Source organism: Enterobacter sp. Lyrl_3 (genome assembly GCF_051948675.1).
In the GTDB taxonomy this organism is placed as follows: Bacteria; Pseudomonadota; Gammaproteobacteria; order Enterobacterales; family Enterobacteriaceae; genus Enterobacter; species Enterobacter cloacae.
Genome location: NZ_JAYJLI010000007.1, coordinates 44,304 through 66,443, shown reverse-complemented (window position 1 = coordinate 66,443; position 22,140 = coordinate 44,304). Strand labels below are relative to the sequence as shown.

General features: G+C 54.8%; 21 protein-coding genes. 6 read left to right on the top strand and 15 right to left on the bottom strand.

Annotated features, from left to right (window positions below; all coding sequences use genetic code 11):
• Positions 1 to 28 precede the first annotated feature (28 nt).
• On the top strand, positions 29 to 760 hold the full coding sequence (locus VF709_RS14515) for a carbonic anhydrase (RefSeq protein WP_013094853.1): 732 nt from the start codon (positions 29 to 31) through the stop codon (positions 758 to 760).
• Between the two features lie 60 nt (positions 761 to 820).
• Here VF709_RS14515 and VF709_RS14510 read toward each other — a convergent pair whose 3' ends face one another.
• From VF709_RS14510 to VF709_RS14445, 14 genes are all read right to left on the bottom strand, one after another.
• Positions 821 to 1,798, bottom strand: coding sequence for a GlxA family transcriptional regulator (locus VF709_RS14510; RefSeq protein ID WP_013094852.1), 978 nt, complete (start codon positions 1,796 to 1,798; stop codon positions 821 to 823).
• 25 nt (positions 1,799 to 1,823) lie between these two features.
• The gene (locus VF709_RS14505) at positions 1,824 to 2,603 is read right to left on the bottom strand and encodes an MBL fold metallo-hydrolase (protein WP_149896762.1); all 780 of its coding nucleotides are present in this window, start codon (positions 2,601 to 2,603) and stop codon (positions 1,824 to 1,826) included.
• Positions 2,604 to 2,692: 89 nt separating this feature from the next.
• Positions 2,693 to 3,943, bottom strand: a complete 1,251-nt coding sequence (locus tag VF709_RS14500; RefSeq protein ID WP_013094850.1) for an HlyD family secretion protein — start codon at positions 3,941 to 3,943, stop codon at positions 2,693 to 2,695.
• 6 nt (positions 3,944 to 3,949) lie between these two features.
• Positions 3,950 to 4,699, bottom strand: a complete 750-nt coding sequence (locus tag VF709_RS14495) for a hypothetical protein (RefSeq protein ID WP_040021068.1) — start codon at positions 4,697 to 4,699, stop codon at positions 3,950 to 3,952.
• Positions 4,696 to 6,792, bottom strand: a complete 2,097-nt coding sequence (locus tag VF709_RS14490; RefSeq protein WP_058650567.1) for a peptidase domain-containing ABC transporter — start codon at positions 6,790 to 6,792, stop codon at positions 4,696 to 4,698. The genes VF709_RS14495 and VF709_RS14490 overlap by 4 nt, the downstream gene beginning before the upstream one ends.
• Positions 6,793 to 6,856: 64 nt before the next feature.
• Positions 6,857 to 7,042, bottom strand: a complete 186-nt coding sequence (locus VF709_RS14485; RefSeq protein ID WP_013094847.1) for a hypothetical protein — start codon at positions 7,040 to 7,042, stop codon at positions 6,857 to 6,859.
• A 22-nt stretch (positions 7,043 to 7,064) separates the two neighbouring features.
• The gene (locus VF709_RS14480; RefSeq protein ID WP_013094846.1) at positions 7,065 to 7,259 is read right to left on the bottom strand and encodes a hypothetical protein; all 195 of its coding nucleotides are present in this window, start codon (positions 7,257 to 7,259) and stop codon (positions 7,065 to 7,067) included.
• Positions 7,260 to 7,331: 72 nt separating this feature from the next.
• The gene (locus tag VF709_RS14475; protein WP_013094845.1) at positions 7,332 to 7,985 is read right to left on the bottom strand and encodes a hypothetical protein; all 654 of its coding nucleotides are present in this window, start codon (positions 7,983 to 7,985) and stop codon (positions 7,332 to 7,334) included.
• Positions 7,986 to 7,991: 6 nt separating this feature from the next.
• Positions 7,992 to 9,590, bottom strand: a complete 1,599-nt coding sequence (locus VF709_RS14470) for a hypothetical protein (protein ID WP_038982468.1) — start codon at positions 9,588 to 9,590, stop codon at positions 7,992 to 7,994.
• Positions 9,568 to 12,162, bottom strand: coding sequence for a CS1-pili formation C-terminal domain-containing protein (locus tag VF709_RS14465; protein ID WP_013094843.1), 2,595 nt, complete (start codon positions 12,160 to 12,162; stop codon positions 9,568 to 9,570). Before VF709_RS14465 ends, VF709_RS14470 begins: the two co-directional genes overlap by 23 nt.
• 6 nt (positions 12,163 to 12,168) lie before the next feature.
• Positions 12,169 to 12,846, bottom strand: a complete 678-nt coding sequence (locus tag VF709_RS14460) for a fimbria/pilus periplasmic chaperone (protein ID WP_440231826.1) — start codon at positions 12,844 to 12,846, stop codon at positions 12,169 to 12,171.
• 45 nt (positions 12,847 to 12,891) lie between these two features.
• Positions 12,892 to 13,515, bottom strand: coding sequence for a common pilus major fimbrillin subunit EcpA (locus VF709_RS14455; RefSeq protein ID WP_013094841.1), 624 nt, complete (start codon positions 13,513 to 13,515; stop codon positions 12,892 to 12,894).
• Positions 13,516 to 13,744: 229 nt separating this feature from the next.
• Complete coding sequence (locus VF709_RS14450) at positions 13,745 to 14,230, bottom strand: hypothetical protein (RefSeq protein ID WP_013094840.1); 486 nt, start codon at positions 14,228 to 14,230, stop codon at positions 13,745 to 13,747.
• A gap of 4 nt (positions 14,231 to 14,234) precedes the next feature.
• Positions 14,235 to 15,035 carry a winged helix-turn-helix domain-containing protein gene (locus VF709_RS14445; protein WP_149896764.1) on the bottom strand — a complete coding sequence of 267 codons (801 nt, stop codon included), beginning with the start codon at positions 15,033 to 15,035 and terminating at the stop codon, positions 14,235 to 14,237.
• A 375-nt stretch (positions 15,036 to 15,410) separates the two neighbouring features.
• Here VF709_RS14445 and VF709_RS14440 point away from each other — a divergent pair, with 375 nt between their 5' ends.
• From VF709_RS14440 to VF709_RS14425, 4 genes are read left to right on the top strand one after another with little or no spacing between them, the layout of a single operon-like run.
• Positions 15,411 to 15,995: a fimbrial protein gene (locus tag VF709_RS14440; RefSeq protein ID WP_013094838.1), complete on the top strand. Its 585-nt coding sequence runs from the start codon at positions 15,411 to 15,413 to the stop codon at positions 15,993 to 15,995.
• Positions 15,996 to 16,047: 52 nt separating this feature from the next.
• Positions 16,048 to 16,740 (top strand): fimbrial biogenesis chaperone, encoded by a 693-nt coding sequence (locus VF709_RS14435; protein WP_045901865.1) that lies wholly within the window; start codon positions 16,048 to 16,050, stop codon positions 16,738 to 16,740.
• A gap of 15 nt (positions 16,741 to 16,755) precedes the next feature.
• Positions 16,756 to 19,251, top strand: a complete 2,496-nt coding sequence (locus tag VF709_RS14430; RefSeq protein ID WP_040021078.1) for a fimbria/pilus outer membrane usher protein — start codon at positions 16,756 to 16,758, stop codon at positions 19,249 to 19,251.
• Positions 19,252 to 19,263: 12 nt separating this feature from the next.
• On the top strand, positions 19,264 to 20,328 hold the full coding sequence (locus tag VF709_RS14425) for a fimbrial protein (RefSeq protein ID WP_020686452.1): 1,065 nt from the start codon (positions 19,264 to 19,266) through the stop codon (positions 20,326 to 20,328).
• A 41-nt stretch (positions 20,329 to 20,369) separates the two neighbouring features.
• Here VF709_RS14425 and VF709_RS14420 read toward each other — a convergent pair whose 3' ends face one another.
• Positions 20,370 to 21,035 carry a LuxR C-terminal-related transcriptional regulator gene (locus VF709_RS14420; protein ID WP_020686451.1) on the bottom strand — a complete coding sequence of 222 codons (666 nt, stop codon included), beginning with the start codon at positions 21,033 to 21,035 and terminating at the stop codon, positions 20,370 to 20,372.
• Between the two features lie 447 nt (positions 21,036 to 21,482).
• Here VF709_RS14420 and VF709_RS14415 point away from each other — a divergent pair, with 447 nt between their 5' ends.
• Positions 21,483 to 22,094 (top strand): helix-turn-helix transcriptional regulator, encoded by a 612-nt coding sequence (locus tag VF709_RS14415; protein ID WP_013094832.1) that lies wholly within the window; start codon positions 21,483 to 21,485, stop codon positions 22,092 to 22,094.
• The last annotated feature ends 46 nt before the right edge of the window (positions 22,095 to 22,140 follow it).

Genomic DNA, 22,140 nt, shown 5'->3' with positions numbered 1-22,140 from the left:
GCGCATTTCTTATTCTGAGAGACACAACATGAAACACATTCTGACCGCATCCTTATTCGCCTTATCTGCCTCTGTCTTTGCGGGGTCTGCCCCACACTGGACGTATGAAGGCAAGAGTGGTCCGGAAAACTGGGGCGAGCTCAGCGACGAGTTTGCCACCTGCAAGACCGGGAAATTCCAGTCGCCCATCGATATCCGTAACGCCTATAACGCCACGCTGCCGCCGCTGGAGATGAATTTCCATACCGCCGCCGAAAAGCTGGTGAACAACGGCCATACCCTGCAGGTGACCGCCAGCGACGAAGATGAATTCCGTCTGGACGATCAAATCTTTACCCTGCGCCAGTACCATTTCCACACCCCGAGCGAAAACCGGATCAACGGCAAATCCTTCCCGCTGGAAGCGCACTTTGTTCATGCCAGCAAAGAGGGCGACGTCGCGGTGCTTGCCGTTATGTTTGAGGTCGGCCCGGAAAACAGCGCACTCAACCCGCTGCTGGCGCGCCTTCCGAAGGAAAAGGACCACGAAATCTCGATTGATAAACACCTCGATCTTCGTCCGCTGTTCCCGGCTGACCTGCACTACTATCGCTTCAGCGGCTCGCTGACCACCCCACCGTGCACCGAAGGGCTGCGCTGGCTGGTGATGAAAAACACCGTCACCCTGTCAGAAAAGCAGCTGGAGATGTTTAAGCAAGCGCTTGAGCACAGCAATAACCGTCCGCTTCAGCCTCTGAACGGCCGCGTGATTGTTCAGTAAGGTGTTGTGAGTTAAAAGCATCCGCAGGCCGGGTCTCCCGGCCTAAAAGACGGTGTTACTTCATGTCGCATCATGCCTGGCTACAGACGGCTGAATACGAAACGTCTTGCGCCACTCCGTCGGGCTGACGCCAAAACGCGCCTTAAACTGTTGTCGCCAGGTCACCGCAGAGTTAAACCCCACCAGCTCGGCCACGCGTTCAACCGGCATATTGCCGGCTTCCAGTAAGATCTGGCTGCGCCGCAGGCGCTCGGCGGTGAGCCAGTCGGCCACGGTCATGCCGGTGGCGTTGACAAAATGGCGGGTCAGCGTGCGGCGGCTCATCGAGACCACCTTCGCCAGCGAGTCGAGATTATGCGGCTCGGTAATGTGTTGCTGCAGGTAGTCGATCAGGCAGTTAATCCGTGCGTCGCGGGTGTCCTTCGGCACCGGCTGGGCAATAAACTGCGCCTGACCGCCTTCGCGGTGCGGCGGCACAATCATCCGACGGGCGATCTGGTTGGCAACCACGCTGCCAAAGCGCTGACGGATGATATACAGGCAGCAGTCCAGCGCGGCGGCGGTCCCGGCGGAGGTAATAATATTGTCGTCATCCACATAGAGGGCGTTGATATCAAGCTGGACGCGCGGAAAAAGCGACTGGAAGTGATGTTCAAACTCCCAGTGGGTGGCCGCGCGCTTGCCGTCGAGAATGCCCGCATACGCCAGCACAAACGACCCCAGACACAGCCCGACGATTTCCGCACCGTTATCTCTTGCCTGCACCAGGCTGTCGAGCAGCACCTGAGGCGGGCGATCCAGCACGTGCTGCCAGTAGGGCACCACCACAATATCCGCCTGCGCGATGGCTGAAAAATCCTGCGTCGCGTTAAGGGCAAAGCCCTCTTTTGAGGTGAGAACGCCGGGTTTTTCGGCGCAGATCGTCACGTTAAAGCGCTTTTCGCCGGAAACCGCGTCGCCAAACAGAATACAGGGAACGGAGTAGTGGAACGGGCTAAACCCGTCCACCGCGACAATCGCGACGTTGATAAGTGGCATCTGTCTCTCCTTCCCTTTTTGGTGCTCAGAATATAACGGTTTCGCCGTCCTGGGGAATGCTCACCGCATCACCGATCTGGTTTGCTTCCACGTATTCCCGCAGCGCGCGGCGGCTCAGCAGGCAGTGGTTAATGGCTTCCATGTGGACCGCCACAATTTTTGCCTGCGGCAGCAGGAAGTGAACGTTGAGCAGATCCTGTTCCCCCATAATGATGGGCCCGAAACCGATCACATGCGCGTATCCGGCATTAAGCACCACCACATCCGGCTGGTGTTTTTGCAGATCGGCCGCCACCGCATCACGCCAGACGGTATCGCCCGCGATGTAGAGCGTTTTCTCGTCCGGGTGGCGCAGAACCACACCGCAGGCTTCGCCCAGACGCTCTGCCAGCTCCGGCACCGCGTACGCGCGATCGGTACCGTGCTGGCCGCCGTGGGTTTTCGCGATGAGGATATCACCAAAGGTGGACTCGTCGGTCATGACCGTGAGGTTATGAAAACCCTGGCTTCGCAGCAGCGCGGCATCACGATCGTTTTGCACATAGATCGGTTTGTCTTTGGCGATCAGTTCCACCGCCGCGCGATCCCAGTGATCGTCATGGGTGTGGGTGACGATCACCGCATCGGCGTCCAGCAGCGTGCTGACGTCAACGGGCAATTCAACCATTGGGTTACGGATCTCGGCCCGCGCCGTGCCGGGGAAACCGGGATAAGCGTCTTTTGCGGCCAGCATCGGGTCGATCAAAAAGCGTTTACCGGCATACGTGATCAGTTGGGTAGCATTGCGAATATGAGTGATGTTCATGGGCTATTCTCCTGTGCGTGTGATAAGGAGAATAGCCCGCGACCCGGCGTTAGCCTGTGGGCTAATGGGCGATGAACGATGAAATCGGGTCAATCGATAAACCGTTTACGCACCCGCTCCAGCGGCGCAATCAGCAGATTGATAAGCGGTTTGCGATCGATAACGATATCGGCGTTAACCGTCATCCCGCCCATCAGCAGACGCTTTTTGTTGTCCGGATCGGTAAACCAGGAAGGCACCCGCACCTTGGCAAGATAGTAGTTCTGCCCCTCCTGCAGCGGGATAAGCGCCGAATGCGCATCAATATTCACCTCGTAAAAATCAGACAGGGTGGCCTCCACCGAGCCATATTTATCCACCGGCCAGGAGTCAAAGCGCAGCTTCACCTTATCCCCTTTCGCCACCCGGCCCACGCCCGTAGCTGGCACATAGAGGTACCCCTCCATCGACGCGGCGGTGTTTTTACGGATCACCACCACCACCTCGCTGTTTTGCGTAATGGCCCGGCCCGGCGGGAAGTTGATCGCTACCACGTAGCCATCGGCAGGGGCCAGCATGGCCATCGTAGAGCTGCCCCGGCTGGAGAGGTTGCGGTCAATTTCGCTGATCCGGTTTTTCACGTACAGCAGCTCCTGGCTCAGGGAGTCGATTTGCGACTGAGTGCTGTCGGTCAGGCTGGTTTTGCGCGCCTCCAGATCGAGGATACTGCTCTCCTCCAGCGTCAGGTTAAGCTGCGCGTTGAGCACGTCGTTGTGGCTTTTATCCAGATCGACCTTCGACACATAGCCTTTCCCGGATATCGCTTTCCACGCCTCATAGGTATCGGTGCTGTTTTTGAGCAACGCACGCAGCTTTTTCACTTTGTCGCGGGACACCACAATCTGCCGGTCGGCAATATCCAGCTGCTGCGCCAGGTTTTTCCGGTACGTAGCGATAGAATCTTCAATGGTCTGCACGCGCTGCTCGCTGCGCTTTTTCTCCGCCTCCATCTGCTGGCGATCGAACTGCACCACCGAGCCCTGCTTGCCGCCGTAGTCCTGCGACACGGTAAAAAGCGGGTCATTCTCTTTCACGTACTGGCCTGGACGTACGGCAAAATCCACGATGGTGCCGGACTCTCTGGCACGCACTTCCACATCCCCCTGGGCCGGGATCAGCACCCCGCGCGCCAGCGTGGTTTCCGAAAAGTTAAAGACGATCGAAAAGACCAGCAGACAGAGAAAAAAGGAGATAAACAGCGTTAACACGCCTTTCAGCCGCGGGGCGTTGATCTCGTAGCTCTTTGAAAAATGGTGCGGGATCAGCGCCCGACGTTGTCGGTTTCGGTTTCTTAATTTCACGACATGTCATCCATGATAAATCACTGAAAGATCGTCCCATGCACTCCAGAGCGTGGGGGTTTTACGCAACGCGTTCAGCGTGGCGGTGGCGGCCTGACGGTACTCCGCAGGGGCATAGGTCTGGCTCTCCAGCGCAAATTCCGCCGAGTGCAGCGAGCAGCCGGGCAGTAGCGTACGAATCACGTATCCGTAGCGCGTTAAAAAGCGCGTCGACACGTCCGTTAACCACGCTTTCTGGTCGCCCGCCTGGGTCATGAACAGCGGCGCATCCGGGAGGCGCTCATCCACCAGCAGCACGGTCACCAGCCGGTGCGGGGTAAAAAACGCCCCTGCCCGCCGCTCCTCGTGTGCCGCCATCAGCTTGTGCAGCGCGGGAAGGCGGGTAACAAACTGAAAGCGCACGTCGTCTGGCGCGGTGGCGAGCAGCGCATCCGCGATCAGGCCAAATCCGGCCCAGCGCATGCCCAGCAGCAGGGTGCGGGGCTGAGAATAGAAATCCTGCTCGCGGGTAAATGCCGCCACCCGGGCGTGGAGATCGAAACGCACGTTGCGCCGCCACAGCGCGGGCGGGAAGATCTGCTCGACAAAATGAAAGCCGCTCATCTCCAGGGCGTTCTGGCGCAAAAAATCGGGTGGGACGTCAGCCTCCGGGCAGCGCATAAACTGGCTGTAGTTTTGCGTGATCCGGCTTGCGAGCAGCGTGCGTCCGGCCTGCCGGGCGCAAAGTCGGGCGTAGAGACGGGGCAGAAACATCATTGCTCACTCTCCCGCAGCGTGCCGTTTTCCATGGTGTAGAGCCGTCCGTGACAGCCCACCACCTCCGGCGAGTGGGTGACAAACACCAGGCCAATCCCCAGGCCACGCAGGTTCGCCAGCACCTTCTGCGCCGTGGTTTTATCGAGGTTTGCCGTCACTTCATCGCACAGCAGCAGCTTCGGCTGGCTGTATAGGGCGCGCGCCAGCACCAGACGCTGCATCTCGCCGGCGGAGAAAAAGGTATTTCCCGGCAGCAGCTCCGTTTCGTATCCGTGCGGCAGACGCGCAACCACGTGGTCAATCTCCGCCAGCCGGCAGGCAGCAATCACCCGCTCTTTGTCCGGCGCGCTATCAAAGCAGGAGAGGTTATCCAGAATGGAGCCGGTAAAGAGAATATCGTCCGCATGCACAATGCGAATATGCTGGCGCAGAGAGGAGAGATCGCACTCGGTGATCGGGATCGCATTGATCCGCAAACTGCCCGATGTGGAGAGCAACATCCCGGAGATCAGACGCAGCAGTGTGGTTTTCCCGGAGCCGCTCTGGCCGACAATCACCGCCTCTTCGCCCTGCTTGAGCGTCATGTTGATGTGCTGCAGGGTCGCCTCACGTCCCGGATAAGCAAAAGAGACATCCTCAAAGGCCAGACTGACGGGTGAAGTCACAATCTTCCGGCCAAACTGGCTGGCTTCAGAGGGGGCAAACAGCAGGTCGCCCACGCGATCCAGCGGCCCTTTCAGCGCATTTTTGTCCAGCAGCTTTTGCGCCACCTGTACCATCGCGTCGGAGAAATAGCGTTTGTAGCTGATGTAGGCATAGAGCATCCCGATACTCATCTGCCCTTCCAGAATAAGCCACGCGCCGAAGCAGACCACCAGCAGCTGCTCGGCGTTGATCACCAGCAGCGAGGCAACATCAAAGCGGGCCAGCAGGCGCTCTTTGCGCATCAGCCCGGCGATGTGCTCACGCTGGGATTTGTCCATCACCGCGTCCCGGGCCTGCTCCATGTTGTTGGCCTTCAGGGTGATGATCCCCTTCTGCGTCTCCACCAGCAGCGATTCATACTTTGCGGTGCGCTCGATGGAGTCGTCCACCGCGCGCTGGTAAGGGCCGATCAGCGAAAAGCGGATCAGGAAGAACACCCCCATCAGCAGCATCGTCAGCACGGCGATTTTCACGTTATACAGCAGCATAAACAGCAGGCTGGTGAAGGCGATCAAGCTGGAAAAGAGGATCTGCACATAGCCATTGCTGATGAACTCCGCACAGGCATGCAGCGATTTTTCAATCGCCAGCACAATGCCCGGCGGACGGCTGCGGAACCAGCCGGTCTGGGTACGCAGCATATAGCGGCGAACCGACTGGCTGAGGTCGTCATAGGCGATGTTACGCATCAGGATCTCAAGCAGTTGCTTGAGGAACTTACCTACGACTTCAAAAATAAAGACGATAGCGAAAATGGCGGTGAGTAAGATCACCAGATCGTTGTCGTTGCGCGAGATGGCCTCATCCATGATCAGCTGCACGTAAGTGGGGCTGGCCAGCATGGTGATGAGGGTAAAAATCGAGAGCACAAACAGCAGCACCTGCCGCTGAAATAAGCTCGGGGATTTATTGGCCAGCCGCCCCAGCGTGAGCGTCTCGTCAGGGGATTTTTTGTCGAAGCGCGGCGTCGGCTTCAGCTCCAGCACGTAGCCGGAAAAGAGTTTTTGCGCCTCCTTGAGGCTGTAGCGACGCACGCCGCTGGCCGGGTCGTGGACCGTTACGCTGCGCCCGTCAACCTTCACGATCACCACGAAATGATTGCCGCGCCAGAAGGCGATGAGCGGCAGTTCGGCACTTTCAATTTCAGTGATTTCGCCCTTGAGCACCCGGCCCGTCATATTTTTATCGCTGGCGAGGGTCATGAGTTCCGCCATCGAAGTGCCCGCGTCGGCAGAGACGGTAAGCTCCCTGCGCAGCTGGCTGACGGAGACGTGGTGTTCATAGTGCCCCAGCACCATCGCCAGGCAGGCCAGCCCACATTCGGTATATTCATGCTGGCGAATAACGGGTGTCTTACCCTTTTTTTTATACTGAAAAAGCGAAAACATAATTATCCGTGGCTGAAATAAAAAAATGGCCCGGCAAAGCGGGCCATAAGCATAGGTCGATAACTTATGCGCTGAAGAAGCCGCCGATGAAGCCGCCCACCAGGCCAAACACACCACCGATGGTGCCGCCCAGCGCGCCTAACATCTGGCTGCCTGCGTTATAGCCTGCGCTCGCGCCCTGAAGGGCAGCAGCAAACGGATCCCAGCCACCGATGATGGCCTGTGCTTTTTTGAAATCGATAACTTGCATGATTGTCTTCCTGTTCGTTGAATTAGTTGTAGCTGCCAACCAGCGCACCCAGGAAGCCCATTGCGCCACCCAGAATTCCGCCAACCACGCCGCCTACCATGCCCATGATGCTTGCACCGGTGTCATAACCCAGCTGTGCACCTTTAACGAGGCCAGCGAATGGGTTTAATGCACCACCGATAATATCTTTCGCTTCTACGAATGAAATCGCTTTCATTTTATTCTCCTGTAGTTGTAAATCTTCAGCTTGCGCCAAAGGATAATTTCCTTTTATGAAGGAAAGCGGTTGTTACGGGCAGCGCGTAAGCGGAATGATTTTATTTCCATAAATAATCATCCGCCTTGCGGGCTGCGCGTAATTATCTATTTCCAGCCGTTGACCCGGTGGAAGATATTTTGAGTCATTATATTGTGAGCTACATCCCTGAGAAGAGACATATTTAAACCAGGTATTCCCGGTATTACTCACCACCCCGTTACTAAACGTATAATCAAAATGCCTTGTCCATGGTCGGACAATTAAAATAGCCTCAAGCGAAACCACCACATCCGACTGAATGCGTTGGCCTTTGCTCATCACAACCCGCGCCTGAAGCGGCGTCTCGGTGAATTTAACGCGATAATAGCGTTCTTTGCTGTCGTGCGGGCCGGTATAATAAAACTTAAACCCGGCCCGCTCGCCGCTCTCCAGAGTTAACTGTTTTGGCGAGAACATCACCTCGCCATCTTTTATTTCAGTCTCTTTCCCGTGTTCTTTTGGGACATCAACCTGAATAAGCGAAACAGTATAATTCTGCCGTACGCTGGTATCGTTTTTTATTGGCTGAAAAACAACTTCTTTTTCAGGTAGAAAATCAATATTTAGATTTTCAATAATTAAAGCATTTGCGCTTGCGGAAATGAAGCAATTTATTGCGAAAATAGCCAGGAATTTTCCAGTCATACACGTTTAATTCCAGGATGCACTGACATCAATTCGACCCTGAGCCGTCACTTCACCAAACCACGTATTACCGTCATAGGTGGTTTTCGATACCGGGTTATTCATCACAAACTGCAATACCAGCGGGGTTTTCCACAGCCACATGTCCGTCACGCCTGAGCTTATCTTGTCCCACTCTTCCGCATGGGTGGCGGGTGCGGGAATGGACAGCGCCTCGCCTTTGCAGTTATGCGCCTTCAGCGTTTGGCTTTTGCCCAGCAGCACGTTACCGGGGACAGGCACCGTGAAGCCGTTACCGCTAAAGGCACAGTAGTCCACGCCGTTCAGACTCTGCGTCGGCCCGGTGACCTTCACCGTGACCGCAATCGCGGCATCTTTTTGCGCGCCGCTGTAGGTAATGGTGTAGGGGATCTCTATCGGCCCCTCGCCAATCGTGCCTTTCCCGGAACCGCCCAGGCCGTTAGGGTCGAGCGTGTAATCCGGGTTATCCGGCACGATCGCAAGGCCTGGCTGGATAGGGTCAATCACCAGCCCGCCCCCCGGCTGGAAGCAGAAATCCGCCGCCAGCGAGCTGTTACCCGGCGTCAGGCACAGGCTGACGATATTGCCGATGTTGTTGCCATCCCCCGCCTGCGCCACGCTCAAAATCAGCGCCTTCGGGAGGAAGATTTTCAGGTACGCCTTGCCGCCGTTTTTTTGCGGCGCCGCGAGGAAGGTATTCGCCAGCACGCGCGTGTCGCTCAGGATGCCGCCGGAGATGCTGTACCAGTTGCTCTCATCGAAGGTGATTTCCGCCGCCAGCCCCGTCCCCCCGTTCATGTGCGATTGCAGCACGCCGTTCACGCGGGACGAGGTCAGCGCCAGCCCCGGGTTGTAGCCGGTGATATCTTCCCCGACAAAGGTGTATTCCAGCAGTTCGCAAAGCACACCCGACACCGTATTGCGGGTGTATTTAGTACACGTCGCCCCGGTTGAACCATCCACAATGGTCACCTCGCCGCTGATCGGGTCAATGCCCAGATCCAGCGCCCGCGAGTTGGTCATGGTCAATGTGCCGACCTTATGCAGCGTGTTGGTGGTGGTGACCTTGCCGATAGAGGAGATCTGCGGCGTGGAGGTAATCGTCACCTCGTTGCCAGGTGCAGCATTGAGCAGATAATCAAAGAACGGATCCCCCAGCACCCAGCGGCCATAAGCGGTGCCCGGCTCAATGACCGGCGGTTTCACCACCATGGACGTGTCGGTATAGCTGGTCGTCGCGGTATAGCCCGTGGTACCACAGCTTGACGAACACGCGGTGCCCTTAAAGAACGGCGAGGCGCTGGAGCCAGTGACGCTGAAGTTGATGGTCAGCGGGCTGCCTGCCGGGCCGTTAAAACTGTTGTCCGGAATATAGGTGGCAATCCCGTTGTTGGTTTTGGCACTCAGGGTGGGCCACTCCCGCGAGCCGTGTAAAAACGCGGTGGAGGTGCTGTTCAGACTGAACAGCGCCGCCGTGTTGCCCGTCCCGTTGTTGTCCGGGTTGTTGATCGCGAAATAGGGCATCTGCTGCGCCTGCGCCGCCGCGCTTATCAGCAGCAGATTAAGAGCGAATATCTTTTTCATCGTCACGTTCCCGTGTTCCTTTTGCTTCCTGCCAGACGAAATCGCCTTTATCGCAGGAGATGTCCCCAAGCCACAGCGCGCCACGGTTGGACGCAATATCCAGACGCACCTCGCAGACGCTGTCGTCCGGCGTGGCAATGCTGAGCACCGGATTGTTCTTGTCCACGTCAATCACGAAGCGACCGTCGTTTTCGGTGCGGGTCAGACCCACGTGGTTTTTGATTTGCGTGGCGCTCACCGGATTACCGTTGGCATCAACAAGGCGGCCAAACAGGGTGACGATTTTTTTCACCTGCGGCTTCATCACCACCGTGTTCCCTGGGTAAACCGTGATATGACGACGGGCATTTGCGCCAATGTCATAGCTTTCGGTGCCGGTTTCACTGTTCATGACCTCCAGGTCATAGGCCTGATAGGCCGGTAACGACAGCCAGGTTTTATCGCCCTTGATGCGCTCCGTGCGGCCGTTGAGCTTCAGCGTGAGCGACTCGTCGGACTTAAGCCCGGTACTGACGATCACCCCTGCGCTGTGGGTGCCTTTACCGGCCGCAACCGCCTCTTTCGACCAGCCCACGCTGCCGTCGCTGGTCAGCGTGGAGTTCCAGCCTTTGCTGGTGCCGCTCTGCACGCTCAGAATGTTGCTGTTCCACGGCGTGTCGAAGCTCACGCTGCCCCCGCCGCTCACGGTGCGATCCTGGTTGCTGCTGAAAGCTCGTGAAACGTTGGCGGTAACCGACTTCAGGTAATCTCCTTCGAACTGGCGGCTGGCGCTGACGTTAAGCGCCGTGCCGGTATCGCGGTTATGGGAAACGCCCACCGAGACGGTGTTACCCAGCGGGATCGAGAAATCGAGCATCACGTAGCGGTCTTTCTCTTCGTAATAGCCTTCGTATTTATTACGCGACATCCCCACCCGCAGGCGCGCCGTACCATAACGACCGGCATACAGCCCCTGGGAGTAGTCAACCTGATAGCGTTTATAGCGGTATACGTCGTCTTCCTGTCGCATCAGGCTCAGGTTGCCGGCGGACGGCAGGCCAAACGACGGCAGGCTGAACGATGCCCCCCACGTGTTGCCTTTGTTTTCATAGATATCAAGGAACTTGCCGCTGGAGAGCTGCTCATGCGAGTACCAGACCGAACCGATATTCCACGGCAGGCTGACGTTAGCCCCGTAGTTGGCGCGGTACGTTCCGTCAGAGGCGGCCATCGTCTGGGTATTCACCGAGAAGTACCCGGTCAGGTTCAGGGAGGCCCACAGTTCACTGACCACGTGTTCGCGCATCATATAGCCGGAGGCGTTCCAGTCGACCATCCCGCTGCGCTTGCTGAAGGAGGCGCCGACCAGCGACATGGTGTCTTTATGTTTGGTGTCGTAATCGTAGTAGTAGCTGTTGTCCTGCTCGTTTTTCCGTTTGGCGTACTTCTTATAGTTGACGACGGATTTGTCGCGGCTATAAATCCCGCCCCACGTCTGCCAGCGCAGCGATTCCGACACGTTGTTGGTGAAAGGTTTGTTCACGGTGTACATGCTCCGTGACACGGTGCGGCTGCCGCTGACCACCTCGACTTCCACGCTGTAAATCCCGTAGGGCAGCGCGCTGGTGTCGATTTCGTGGTTACCCACGTCAAAGCGCTGAATACCAATAAGCTGGCCGTCACGACGAATGCGGGCTTCTCCGGCGGTCGGGAAATAGACCACGATCGGCGTCAGGGAGAGGGTATTGTCCCGCTTACGCGAGTTGGCCTGGTTCCCCACGGAGACGCCGTACACCTCTCCGCCGGAGATCCCGCTGACGCTGGCGAGAGACTGCATCGCCCAGCCGTTCAACATCCCGGCGGCGTAGCGCATGCCCTGATAGTCACGTTCCCACATGACCGCGTTCATCTGGGTGTCGCTGCTGTTCTCGTTAACGTAGCCCGAGCCATCGACCAGCAGGTGATCGACCCCCATCGAGACCCAGCTTTTGGCGTTGAGATAGCCGGATGACCAGCTGTCGCCGTAGCCGCTCTCGGTGTGATACGCCCCCAGGTTATAGGAGAGCGTGCCGCTCAGATCGTCTGATTCAGGGGCATCGATATCCACCTCACGCGGACGAATATTGACCCCGTAGTCACGTTGGGAGAGGTTCAGCAGCAGGCGCATTTTTTTCTGATCCAGCTCGAACGCCGACCCGGCGCTCACCGGAATACGCATATGGTCGTCAAACTGCTTGCCGTTGATGCTTTGCAGCAGCGTCCGCATCTCTTTTGACAGGCGAATACCGTTGTCTGACTCCTGGACCTGGACATCGCGCAGCCCGAGCTGCCGGTCTTCTGCGTAGATCGTTACGTCGCCAATACGGACATACTCGCTCACGTCACCGGTGCTGCCCGCCTGTTGCGCTGCACCCGGGCGGGTATTGACCAGATAAACGGGGATTTTGATCCCCTGCTCCAGCAGGGCATAGAGCGAGTCGGGAAAACGGTAATTAGCGATAACCACGGAGCTGGAGGCCGCATGCGCATACGCGGGCAAGAGGCCGGATGTGCACGCCATCATCACCGGCAACACTAATTTATTTTTCACCATGCATCCTTACTTAACAGGAATGAACTGTTTCAGGTCCCAAATTCCGAGATGAAAATGGCTGTCCGTTACGTTGATATCGTCGATCGCGCGGGAGGTGCCCGGCATCAGGTAAAAGTTTTTGACGCACGGCGTGGTCGGCGATTCCGGGTTGGGTTTCAGGCAAGTTCCGCTCGCGTTCACGCGAAACGCGGTATTGCCCTTATTGGTGATCTTCCCGGCCACGTAGACGAAATCGACGTTCTTCTTCCGGGGCTGGACCACCAGAATGGTACTCACCACGGCGCGGGTCATCCCTTTGCCATTCTTTTGCGTGCCGTTGTCGAGATCTTCGCTGACCCCTTCATCAATGAAGGTAATGCGGTAATAGCGCTCCCGATCGTCGGCCTTACCGTGATAGTAAAATTTGACGATATTGCTGGTTCCGGCGGGCATGACCATGTGCGTGGGCGTCAGCAGCAGCTCGTCGGTTTGCTCTGGATTAATCACCACGCCTTCATCCATCGGGCTGCTGATACGCTGGGCGCTGATGGAAATAATGCGCACGCTGTCCGCTTCGTTTTTTAATTCCTTGGCGGTGGAATCCGCATCGGCAGGAATAATGGTGGTGACTTTGCCAACATTAATCGCCAGCGCGGAGGAGGAAATAAATAATAAAGAGAAGAAGATGGGTTTGAGGCTAAACATGATATTTCCCTAAACAGGGGCTTACGCCCCTGTAACTGTCAGCTCTTAGCCCCAGGTTGCGCGGAACGCAACGGAGACAGTACCTTCCCACAGGCTGTTGGTCAGGTCTTTGAACTCTTTCGCCGCACCGGTGCTGTCCTGTGCAGAATCGACGTAGAACACAAACTTGTCCTGGCCGGTCACTTCGGTGTTTGCCGTCGCGCCTGCGCTGGTGGTCAGGTTCCACAGGCCAGAAGAGACGCCGGTGTTGTTTGAAGAGTCAACCAGGGTAGTCCATGCCGTTGACTTCGTACCCACTGTGCCACCGATGGAGCCCAGATCGGTCCCGCCAAAGCGCGCGCCCACTTTCAGTTTGGTTGCTTCGCCGCCAACGCTGAACAGGGTGTTGTCAGAGTCATCAACGATAGCTTCCAGTTTGAAGCTGGTTGCAGAAGAGTGATCGCCACGAATAGCCACATCAAACAGACCGGTGTCGGTGTTAAAGGCTTTCGTGTTTGCGCTATAAACGAAGTTCAGTGCGCGTGTTGGGGTGACAACCAGATCGGAATCGCTGTCTTTCGTTGCAGAAGCTTGCCAGGTTGCAGAAGCGGTAGTTTCCGCTGCATGAGCAACGCTCAGGGCAGAAAGAGACAGCAGTGAGCCCAGAACGATAGCGTTCAGTTTATTCATTTATTTAGTCCTTCAAAAAAGAATCCAGATGTTTAAAAAAGGGGAGCCCCTTTTTCGGGGCGAAGTATAGTCACCCGAAAAATAACGAGGCAATACAGAAAATTTCATTCCCTTTAAAGCAAAAGATGAAAAATATCCACCTGCTTTTGCATCTTGTTGTTACATAATGAATAAAATTGAGACTTTTTGATGAATAGATAAACATCTATTCTGGTTATTCTGCAGAATATCAGGATGTGGGTACCGCCACGCACATCATTATTGGTAATACCAGCCCTTTAATTAGCCAGGCATGACCTTTAACCCGGGTAACATAAAAGAAGTCGATACTGTCCATTAGCAGCTCATTGACAATTCCATCCGGGGCAATGTCATCATCAGATTTCTGCAGTTTTTTTCCTTTAATATAGTAAATATCACTGCCAGCAACTTTCTCAACGTTAAGGACATAGTTTCGGTCAATCAAATAACGTTTGTCGCCGCGGGTGAATACCCCTTTATGGATCACCGTGACAATATCGCTGCCATTAAACAGAAACAGCGTGGTTAACGACAGGGCGGTCGACTCTCCCGTTGAATAGTTTTTCCTGGAAACTGTATCAGACTGACAGCCAAATCCCACTTCCTGAGTTCTTTTCGGGTAAAGCACGGCAATGACGATAACGGAAAGCAGCAGTACCACGCCCAATAATATACCCATCTGTCTCTTCGACATGATCTTAACTCCCTGTCAGGCTTCTGTAAGAGATGCAATTTTTATAGCTATCGGCGCCATCCTGCAGATAACAGACGGCCAAAAAATCATTTTCCAGCTGTGATTTTTTAAATTTTGAATAATAGGCATCAGCAGCCTGATGTTCGCAGTCGATATGTTGACGGACGATCGCCTCTTTAGCGCGGTTAAGATAGACCTGCAGCGGCTGATACATGTTCTTATCGATAAGATAAACCGTACAGCGGTCAATTTTGCCCAGCCGATAGATATCGGACTCCTTCGGTCGATCGGCAACGCGCATATTTTGGTAGAACAGCAGCGCGGCAATACCCATTATTGCCACCAGTGCCATCACGAACAGGGTGGTAAAGCCGCTGTCCCGACGACGCAAACCTTCAGGCGGGTCTCGCTGCTGCGTCACAATATCGACGGTTTCCGCCACCATTTTTTCCGGAGCGGCCACGGGCGGCCTGACAGTGTGATGTTCAATATGCGCGGCCAGACTAAAACCTTTTCCACGAATGGTCTTAATCAGTAGCGGGTCACGTCCTAAACTCCGAAAAGCTTTTCTAATTTCACTTATGGCAACATTAAGACTGACCGAGGAGCCGGAAAAACCCCGGTCTTCCCAGACTTTCTTAATCAGGTCGTCCCTGTCGAGGGTTTTACCATTATTAATGATGAGTTCATATAACAAACGTGCCGCCTGATTTGATAACTTAATGGAAGATTCCTCTTCTCCATTTATCATGATCACACCGGAGTCCACTTCATAAAGCATTGCGAGATCAATAAGATACTTCATATGATTGTTACACCACTGTTATAAACGACTGTATTTCCCTCGCAATAATAGGTCTAAAGAGGGTGTGGTCAAGTCATCAAATATTATTTGAGCACGCCGCATAGAAAACTTCATAAATTAACAATTATTAATTCATTAATTAAGACCTTCGAATGAAGGCATTTAGGTTATGATCCTTAAAAGAACGTTATAGCAAGATTATAATCTCATTATTTTAATCTTAACGGAATAATGTTTTGTTATGTATCTTTTTGATGCAACATAATATCGTCAAGGCTCGTACTCAAGGTCGCGATGCGCGTAAGCCTGTCACAGTGTGTTGCGCAGCCGGGAAACATTCTTTTTTAGATAAAACAAAATATTATGGAGTTTATCATGTTCAAAACGATCATGACCGTATCTGTGCTTGGCGCAGCCATTGCCTCTACTCACGCCATTGCCGCAGATAACTCAGCGGGTGGCGTAATTAACTTTACCGGTGCTATTACCGATACCACCTGTACGATTAATGGCGGGAAAAGCGCGGATATGACCGTCGCCCTCTCCCCCATTTCGGTTAAGGATGCCGGAACAACGGTTGGCCTGATTACAAAAAATAAAAAATCCATTTCGTTAACCTTCTCTGGCTGTACGCCAGCAGCAGGTACGACCGGTACGCCGCTGAAAGTGTATTTCTCCAGCGCCGATAATATTTCTACCGACGGCAAATACCTGCTGAATAACAGCGTTAATGAAAACGACGCCAGCGTGGCGCGTAATGTCGGTTTCGCCTTAGTTGAACCAGGTAAATCTACACCGGTTACGCTGAACCAGGCTTACACCACCAGCATTATGGGTACCTCAGCGGCGCCAGATTCAGAAACGCTGACGCTGGACGTTTATTACTATAAAACCAACGCCGCTGCTGCAACGGTCGGTGCGTTGAGCTCTAACGTGACCTACACCATTTCCTACCTGTAATTTCAGTTAATCAGGCTTCGTCCCGGCGAAGCCTGTATTTAAGGTTACCAATATGCGTAAGATTATTATGCTGGCATCTCTGCTGCTCAGCGCGGGCAACGCATGGGCCAATATTGTGATTAATGGCACGCGTGTTCTTTATCCTGAGAATAACAAAGAGGTCATTGTTCAGTTAATCAATACGGGTGATGCCCCTGCGCTGGTGCAATCCTGGATTGATGACGGCGATATTAACTCCACCCCGGAAACGGCAAACGTTCCTTTTTTGTTATCGCCACCGGTGGTGAAGGTCAGCGAACATAATGGTCAGCAATTGCGGATAAAAAAGTTGCCTGCGAATTTACCGGGCGATCGCGAATCGGTCTTTTTCCTGAACGTGCTCGACATTCCGCCAAAGCCGGAAAATATACAAAACCAGAATACCGTTCAGCTGGCGATTAAATCACGCATCAAAATGTTTTATCGCCCGGCCTCGTTAACCGGCACGCTGGATAACGCAACGGGGAAACTGACGCTGATTGCCAGCGGTAAACAGTTCCGCATCGTTAATGACAGCCCTTTCCATATTACGGTTGCCAATATTTCCCAGGGCAAAACCAAATTATTGCAGGAATCACCGATGGTCGCGCCATTTGGTCAACTCACCGTCGCAACAAAAAGCGCGGTGAAACGCGGCCAAACCTACCAGCTGATGTATGTGGATGATTTGGGTGCGTATAAAACCCGCACGCTCACCAGCCAGTGATCGGAAAGACTCACCATGAAAATGAAACAAAACAGGCTCTGCATGCTGGCTGTCTGCTCGCTTCTGCTTTCGCATAAATCAGGTGCGGTAACGTTTGATACCTCCCTGCTTGCTGGCGCATCCGGTGAGTCCGATCTGTCACGCTTTTACGAAAACAACGCCATGCCAGCCGGTCCCCAGGAGATGGATATTTACGTCAACGGAGACTGGAAGGGGCGCTATACGGTGACCTACGGCGAGCAACAGGATGACGTTCGCCTTGCCTGGAAAGACGCGCTTATGCTGGGGATCAACACCAAAGCGATTCCGGCCCCCGCCATTACTGACGGCCAGGTGCAGCTGCACGATCTGGTTCAGGGCGGCGAGGTAAAAACGGACACCAGCACGCTGAGTCTGGCACTCACCGTGCCACAGGCGGCCGTCTTACGTACCGAAGAGGGCTATGTTGCCCCTCAGTTCTGGGACGAAGGGATCCCGGCGCTGATGCTCTCCTGGAACACCACCTGGTACAACACGCGAACAAAAGGCTCCGCCAAAGAGACCAACGATGATTTTTACGCCGGGCTGGATTCCGGTGCCAACCTGCTCGGCTGGCAGTTTCGCGACAGCAGTACCTGGCGCAAATCCGCCAGCGGTGACAGCAGCTGGCAGAATAACACCCGCTACCTGCGCCGCCCGCTGGCAGCGCTGAAATCCAACCTGACGCTGGGCGACTTTTATATTCCCGGCGATCTGTTTGATTCCCTTCGTGTGCGCGGCGTGTCGCTGGCCTCCGATATGAAAATGCGCCCTAACTCGCAGCAGGGCTTTTCACCGGTGGTACATGGCGTGGCGCGCACTAACGCCCTGGTGAAGGTAATGCAGAACGGTAACGTCATCTATCAGGAGAACGTTCCGCCGGGCCAGTTCACCCTCGACAGCATTCAGCCGACCGGTTCAGCGGGCGACCTGCTGGTGGTCGTGCGCGAAGCGGACGGTTCCCAGCAATCATTCACGGTGCCTTTCTCTGCCGTGCCCGGCATGCTCAAAGAGGGTGTGAGCGAGTACAGCGTGGTGGCGGGAAAGGTTCATCAAAACACCCTTGAGGCGGACCCGGCGTTCCTGCAGGCCACGCTGCGCTATGGCTTTAATAACCTGATGACCGGCTATACGGGCACGATCGTGAGCGATAATTATCAGGCGGGGCTTATCGGCACCGGCTGGAATTTGCCCTTTGGCGCGGTATCCGTGGATGTCACCCACGCCAAAACCACGCTGCAGGACAGAACCGACAGCGGCCAAAGCTTTCGCGTGTCGTACAGTAAATTTATCGATACCACAGCCACCAACTTCACGCTGGCGGCCTACCGCTACTCCACGAAAGGGTATTACAGCTTTAGCGACGCGCTTTACTCCCGGGAAGGGTATCAACGCCTGAAAGCACAGTATGACGAGTATGAAGATCGCTTCGGGGTCGCCCCGGAGATGACGATGAGCACCTGGGATGCCCTGCGCGCCGCACAGCCTAAAAACACCTTCACGCTTAACCTGAACCAGCGTCTGCCCGATAACTGGGGCACGGTGTTTATCTCGGGTACACAGCGCGACTACTGGAATTCCCGCCAAACCTCGCGCGAATATCAGGCCGGCTACTCCAACGCCATCGGCCGGGCCAGCTATACCGTCTCCGCCAGCCGGGTGCGCAACAGCGAGCGTGAAGAAGAGACGCGTTTTTACCTCTCCCTCAGCCTGCCGTTCTCGCTGTTTGATAACAACGCGTGGGTCACCTCCAGCCTGACGGCCAGCGACTCGCATTATGAACAGAGCAATATCAGCATGAGCGGCAACGCGCTGGCGTCGAACCGCCTGAGCTATACGCTCTCCGGCAGCAATGCGCGGGGCGGGAACAACACCGCCAGCGTGAACACCGCATACCGGGCAAACTTCGCGACGCTTGGCGGCTCCTACAGTGAATCCTCCGACTACCGCCAGATGGGGCTGAACGGGCGCGGCAGCCTGGTGGCCGTGCCGTGGCATCTGCTTGCCTCCAACGAAACCGGCTCCACCATGACCATTGTCGATGCGCCGCAGGCGGAAGGGCTGATGGTTAACGGCGACGAAAGTATCGTGACCAACCGTGATGGCGTGGCGCTGGTGCCTTACGCCACGCCGTACCGTAAAAATGCCATCACCCTGTCCGAAACGGCGAACAGCCGCGGGGCAGAAGTGCTGGGCAACATCGCTAACGTCGCCCCTTACGATGGCGCGGTGAACTATATCCGCTTCGATACCGACCAGCGCCAGTCCTGGATGCTGCGCGCCACCCGCCCGGACGGGGCACCGTTGCCGTTTGGTACCGAAGTGCTGAACGAGCGCGGCGAGTCGGTGGGTTATGTCGGCCAGGCCAGCGTGCTCTACATTCGCGCGGAACAACCACCACGTGAGCTTAGCGTTCATTTGCGTGGCGGAAATTGCACTATCGCCGCACCGGCGTGGGGGCTGGAAAGCCCGTCCTCTGTTTGCCATTACTAACGGAACATCAACATGATACGGTTACTGACCTTTCTGTTTCTCGCCTGCGTCAGCGGGGCAAGCTATGCCACCTGTTCCGGGGGCAGTATTTCCTATGGCCCGCCGATCAGCGTCGATCTGTCGGATAAGCTGACGCCCGCCACGCCGACCTGGACCGGGAGCTTCAGCACCCAGTACAGCGGCTCGTTTAACTGCTCAACCGGCAACAGCGAGTTTTCTTACACGCCGATCCTCTCGACCGACAGTAAGTACGCCACCATTCTGGGCTTCAGCAATGACAAATACAGGGTGCGGGCGGAGATCACCAGCACGCATCCCAACAAGACGCTGAGCGCGAGCGGTAACCATACGGCTTCAGAACTGAATACGCCGTTTACCGTGCGCTTTACGCTGGTTGATCAGAGTGGTACGACCCTCTCGGGGGACACGGCGACCATGAGCGATGTCTTGTTCGTCAGCGATATGAGCGGCATGTCGTTCTGGGAGATCATTACCTGGCCGATCAATCAGCTGGTGAAAATCGTGCAGTGGCTGTTTAACGGCTTTAAGTGGCCATACGATAACCGGGATATGTTTGGCCAGCCGATGACCATCAAATATGCGCCGAAGCTGACCACCTGCTCTTTCGACAACGCGGGGCTGACGGTTCATTTACCTACGTTGGGTATCCCACAGTTGAGCGCCTCTGCCCAGCCAGGGCTGACGCCCTTTACGCTCAATATGAGCTGTCAGAATCTGGGGACAAACGGGACGTCTGACCGGGCGATTGAGATGTTCCTCTCCAGCACGCAACTGCTGTCGACCGACAGTTCCGTACTGGTCGACACCAGCAGCGGTGCTGCACAGGGCGTGGGGCTGCGGCTGATTCAGCGGAATAACCCGCAACAGCCGGTCGTCTTCTCGACCTCTACCACCAGCCGCGGAAATGCCACGCTGCTGTTCAACGTGGCGGCGGGCGGGGCACTGAGCAAGACGTTCACCCTGCCCATGGCGGCGTCCTATTATGTCTGGGCACCGGCGAAGGTCAGTCAGGGTAAACTCAATACGACGGCGACGCTGAATATTATCTACCCCTGATGCGCATCTGCCGGGACGCTGTCGTTCCGGCGAATCGACGCTTAACTCCCGATCCGGCCCGCCATCTGCAGGTATTTGATGAGTTCGCTGTGGTTGGTGAGGTTGAGTTTTTTCATCGCATTGTGCTTTTGGGTGGCGATGGTACTGGCCGAGCGGCTTCGCAGCTGGGCAATTTCGGTCACGGTATAGCCTTCCACCAGAAGATGCAGCACCTCCCACTCCCGGGCGGAAAGCACCGAACGCGAGCGCGCGCCGGCGCGCATCATTCCCTTCAGATACGATGAGACACGCGGCCTGGCCTCTTCTGCTCTGAGCAGCGCCTGTAATTCTCTTTTCAGCTCGCCGGGCTCGTCCTGCAGGGAAAGGGTCAGCTCGTATTTCATCTCCAGCACCCTTTTTAATAATCCGTACTGTAATTCAGGCACAAAAAGTACACGCTTAACGTGGTGCGTATGACATAACATATTGAGCCGGTTACTGGTCTGTACGCTCCACGATTTATGGTTAAACAGATAACTGAACTCGGCCATAACAATATCGACCTGACCGTCGCTAATGGCATCAAAGAGCTGTTCTGTTGATTCCACTATTGATATTTGCAGAGAATATTCAGGCAGTAATTTACGCAGCGCATCGCTTATCATCTCCTGCAGAATATTGACCCGATAAAACACAATAATCCTGAGAGTGAATTCAGAAAAAATCATATTATTTCATTATTAACACGATAAAAGGAGACTGATAGTAGTGTAATAAGCCCATGCTCACAACTTATTCCCACCAGGATTTTAACGCCCGGGTGGCTAAAATTCCTGGCGAAGCAATACAAGTGGCGAATCAACACCCAAAACGTGCTAAAACCCCGCCTAAAAACCCCATAAAAAGAGCGCATTATCCATATCAAACCTTAACAAACGCCATTTCTCAGGATAAAAATCTATCTCTAATATTATAAGAAGATTAAAAATATTAGATCTCACCTTAAAATATTTTTTGAATTTTATCTTTCGATAATAAAAGGGATTGGCTTTACGCAATACATTCTCCTGGCATACATTTTATGCCATGTCTCGCGACAAAGGCATGGGTGACCGCACGATTCAAATTACTGTTTCTCTTACACGGACCGGGTGCCCAACTAAAGGAGAATGACCATGAAAGAAACAATACATGTGGCCGTTATTGATAGTTGTGAGTTCACAATGATTGGCCTGCAATATCTTGGCAACCGTGAACCTGACGCGCATCGGGATGTTATTTTCCATGGGTTCAGCAATATTGAAGATTTTCTCCTCAGCGAACGAACCTGGGACATCGTCATTTATGATCCACTGAATATCGGCAGTTTTATGATTACGCCCAATGAAGATATTCTGCGCATTAAAGAAAAACAGCCAGCGGCGAGGATCTATATCTATTCGTTATCCGTCGGTTTTCTGAAATTTAAGCATGTGGATGGGGTCATCAATAAGCGCGTGTCGCTGGGGGATATCAAGGCGATGTGGCAAATCCTGATGAGCCAGACGCCAAAAGCGTTAAACCATTACAACGTGAGCATTACGACGCGGCAGCGCCCTGCAAGGCTCTCCAACGAGGAAGCGAGCGTGCTGCGGGGCTACTCATGTAACCTGAAAACCAAGCAAATTGCCCGTCAGCTCGGCTGCAACGTCAGGCTGGTTTATTTCTACAAAAACAATGCCATGAATAAGCTGAAGGCCGTGCGGGGCCCCTCGTTCTATCAGAGCATTCGCTGGATCCTGAATTAACTTCCCGACCGTGTGTCGTTTGCCTTTGTTCCCGTGTCCGCGGGAA

What these genes read in the sequence shown, in the direction of transcription:
- VF709_RS14455 (WP_013094841.1), bottom strand. Translation starts at nt 13,515, where the DNA reads ATGAATAAACTGAACGCTATCGTTCTGGGCTCACTGCTGTCTCTTTCT.
- VF709_RS14515 (WP_013094853.1), top strand. Translation starts at nt 29, where the DNA reads ATGAAACACATTCTGACCGCATCCTTATTCGCCTTATCTGCCTCTGTC.
- VF709_RS14460 (WP_440231826.1), bottom strand. Translation starts at nt 12,846, where the DNA reads ATGTTTAGCCTCAAACCCATCTTCTTCTCTTTATTATTTATTTCCTCC.
- VF709_RS14465 (WP_013094843.1), bottom strand. Translation starts at nt 12,162, where the DNA reads ATGGTGAAAAATAAATTAGTGTTGCCGGTGATGATGGCGTGCACATCC.
- VF709_RS14440 (WP_013094838.1), top strand. Translation starts at nt 15,411, where the DNA reads ATGTTCAAAACGATCATGACCGTATCTGTGCTTGGCGCAGCCATTGCC.
- VF709_RS14475 (WP_013094845.1), bottom strand. Translation starts at nt 7,985, where the DNA reads ATGACTGGAAAATTCCTGGCTATTTTCGCAATAAATTGCTTCATTTCC.
- VF709_RS14425 (WP_020686452.1), top strand. Translation starts at nt 19,264, where the DNA reads ATGATACGGTTACTGACCTTTCTGTTTCTCGCCTGCGTCAGCGGGGCA.
- VF709_RS14495 (WP_040021068.1), bottom strand. Translation starts at nt 4,699, where the DNA reads ATGATGTTTCTGCCCCGTCTCTACGCCCGACTTTGCGCCCGGCAGGCC.
- VF709_RS14480 (WP_013094846.1), bottom strand. Translation starts at nt 7,259, where the DNA reads ATGAAAGCGATTTCATTCGTAGAAGCGAAAGATATTATCGGTGGTGCA.
- VF709_RS14450 (WP_013094840.1), bottom strand. Translation starts at nt 14,230, where the DNA reads ATGTCGAAGAGACAGATGGGTATATTATTGGGCGTGGTACTGCTGCTT.
- VF709_RS14490 (WP_058650567.1), bottom strand. Translation starts at nt 6,792, where the DNA reads ATGTTTTCGCTTTTTCAGTATAAAAAAAAGGGTAAGACACCCGTTATT.
- VF709_RS14505 (WP_149896762.1), bottom strand. Translation starts at nt 2,603, where the DNA reads ATGAACATCACTCATATTCGCAATGCTACCCAACTGATCACGTATGCC.
- VF709_RS14510 (WP_013094852.1), bottom strand. Translation starts at nt 1,798, where the DNA reads ATGCCACTTATCAACGTCGCGATTGTCGCGGTGGACGGGTTTAGCCCG.
- VF709_RS14435 (WP_045901865.1), top strand. Translation starts at nt 16,048, where the DNA reads ATGCGTAAGATTATTATGCTGGCATCTCTGCTGCTCAGCGCGGGCAAC.
- VF709_RS14470 (WP_038982468.1), bottom strand. Translation starts at nt 9,590, where the DNA reads ATGAAAAAGATATTCGCTCTTAATCTGCTGCTGATAAGCGCGGCGGCG.
- VF709_RS14415 (WP_013094832.1), top strand. Translation starts at nt 21,483, where the DNA reads ATGAAAGAAACAATACATGTGGCCGTTATTGATAGTTGTGAGTTCACA.
- VF709_RS14430 (WP_040021078.1), top strand. Translation starts at nt 16,756, where the DNA reads ATGAAAATGAAACAAAACAGGCTCTGCATGCTGGCTGTCTGCTCGCTT.
- VF709_RS14420 (WP_020686451.1), bottom strand. Translation starts at nt 21,035, where the DNA reads ATGATTTTTTCTGAATTCACTCTCAGGATTATTGTGTTTTATCGGGTC.
- VF709_RS14485 (WP_013094847.1), bottom strand. Translation starts at nt 7,042, where the DNA reads ATGCAAGTTATCGATTTCAAAAAAGCACAGGCCATCATCGGTGGCTGG.
- VF709_RS14445 (WP_149896764.1), bottom strand. Translation starts at nt 15,035, where the DNA reads ATGAAGTATCTTATTGATCTCGCAATGCTTTATGAAGTGGACTCCGGT.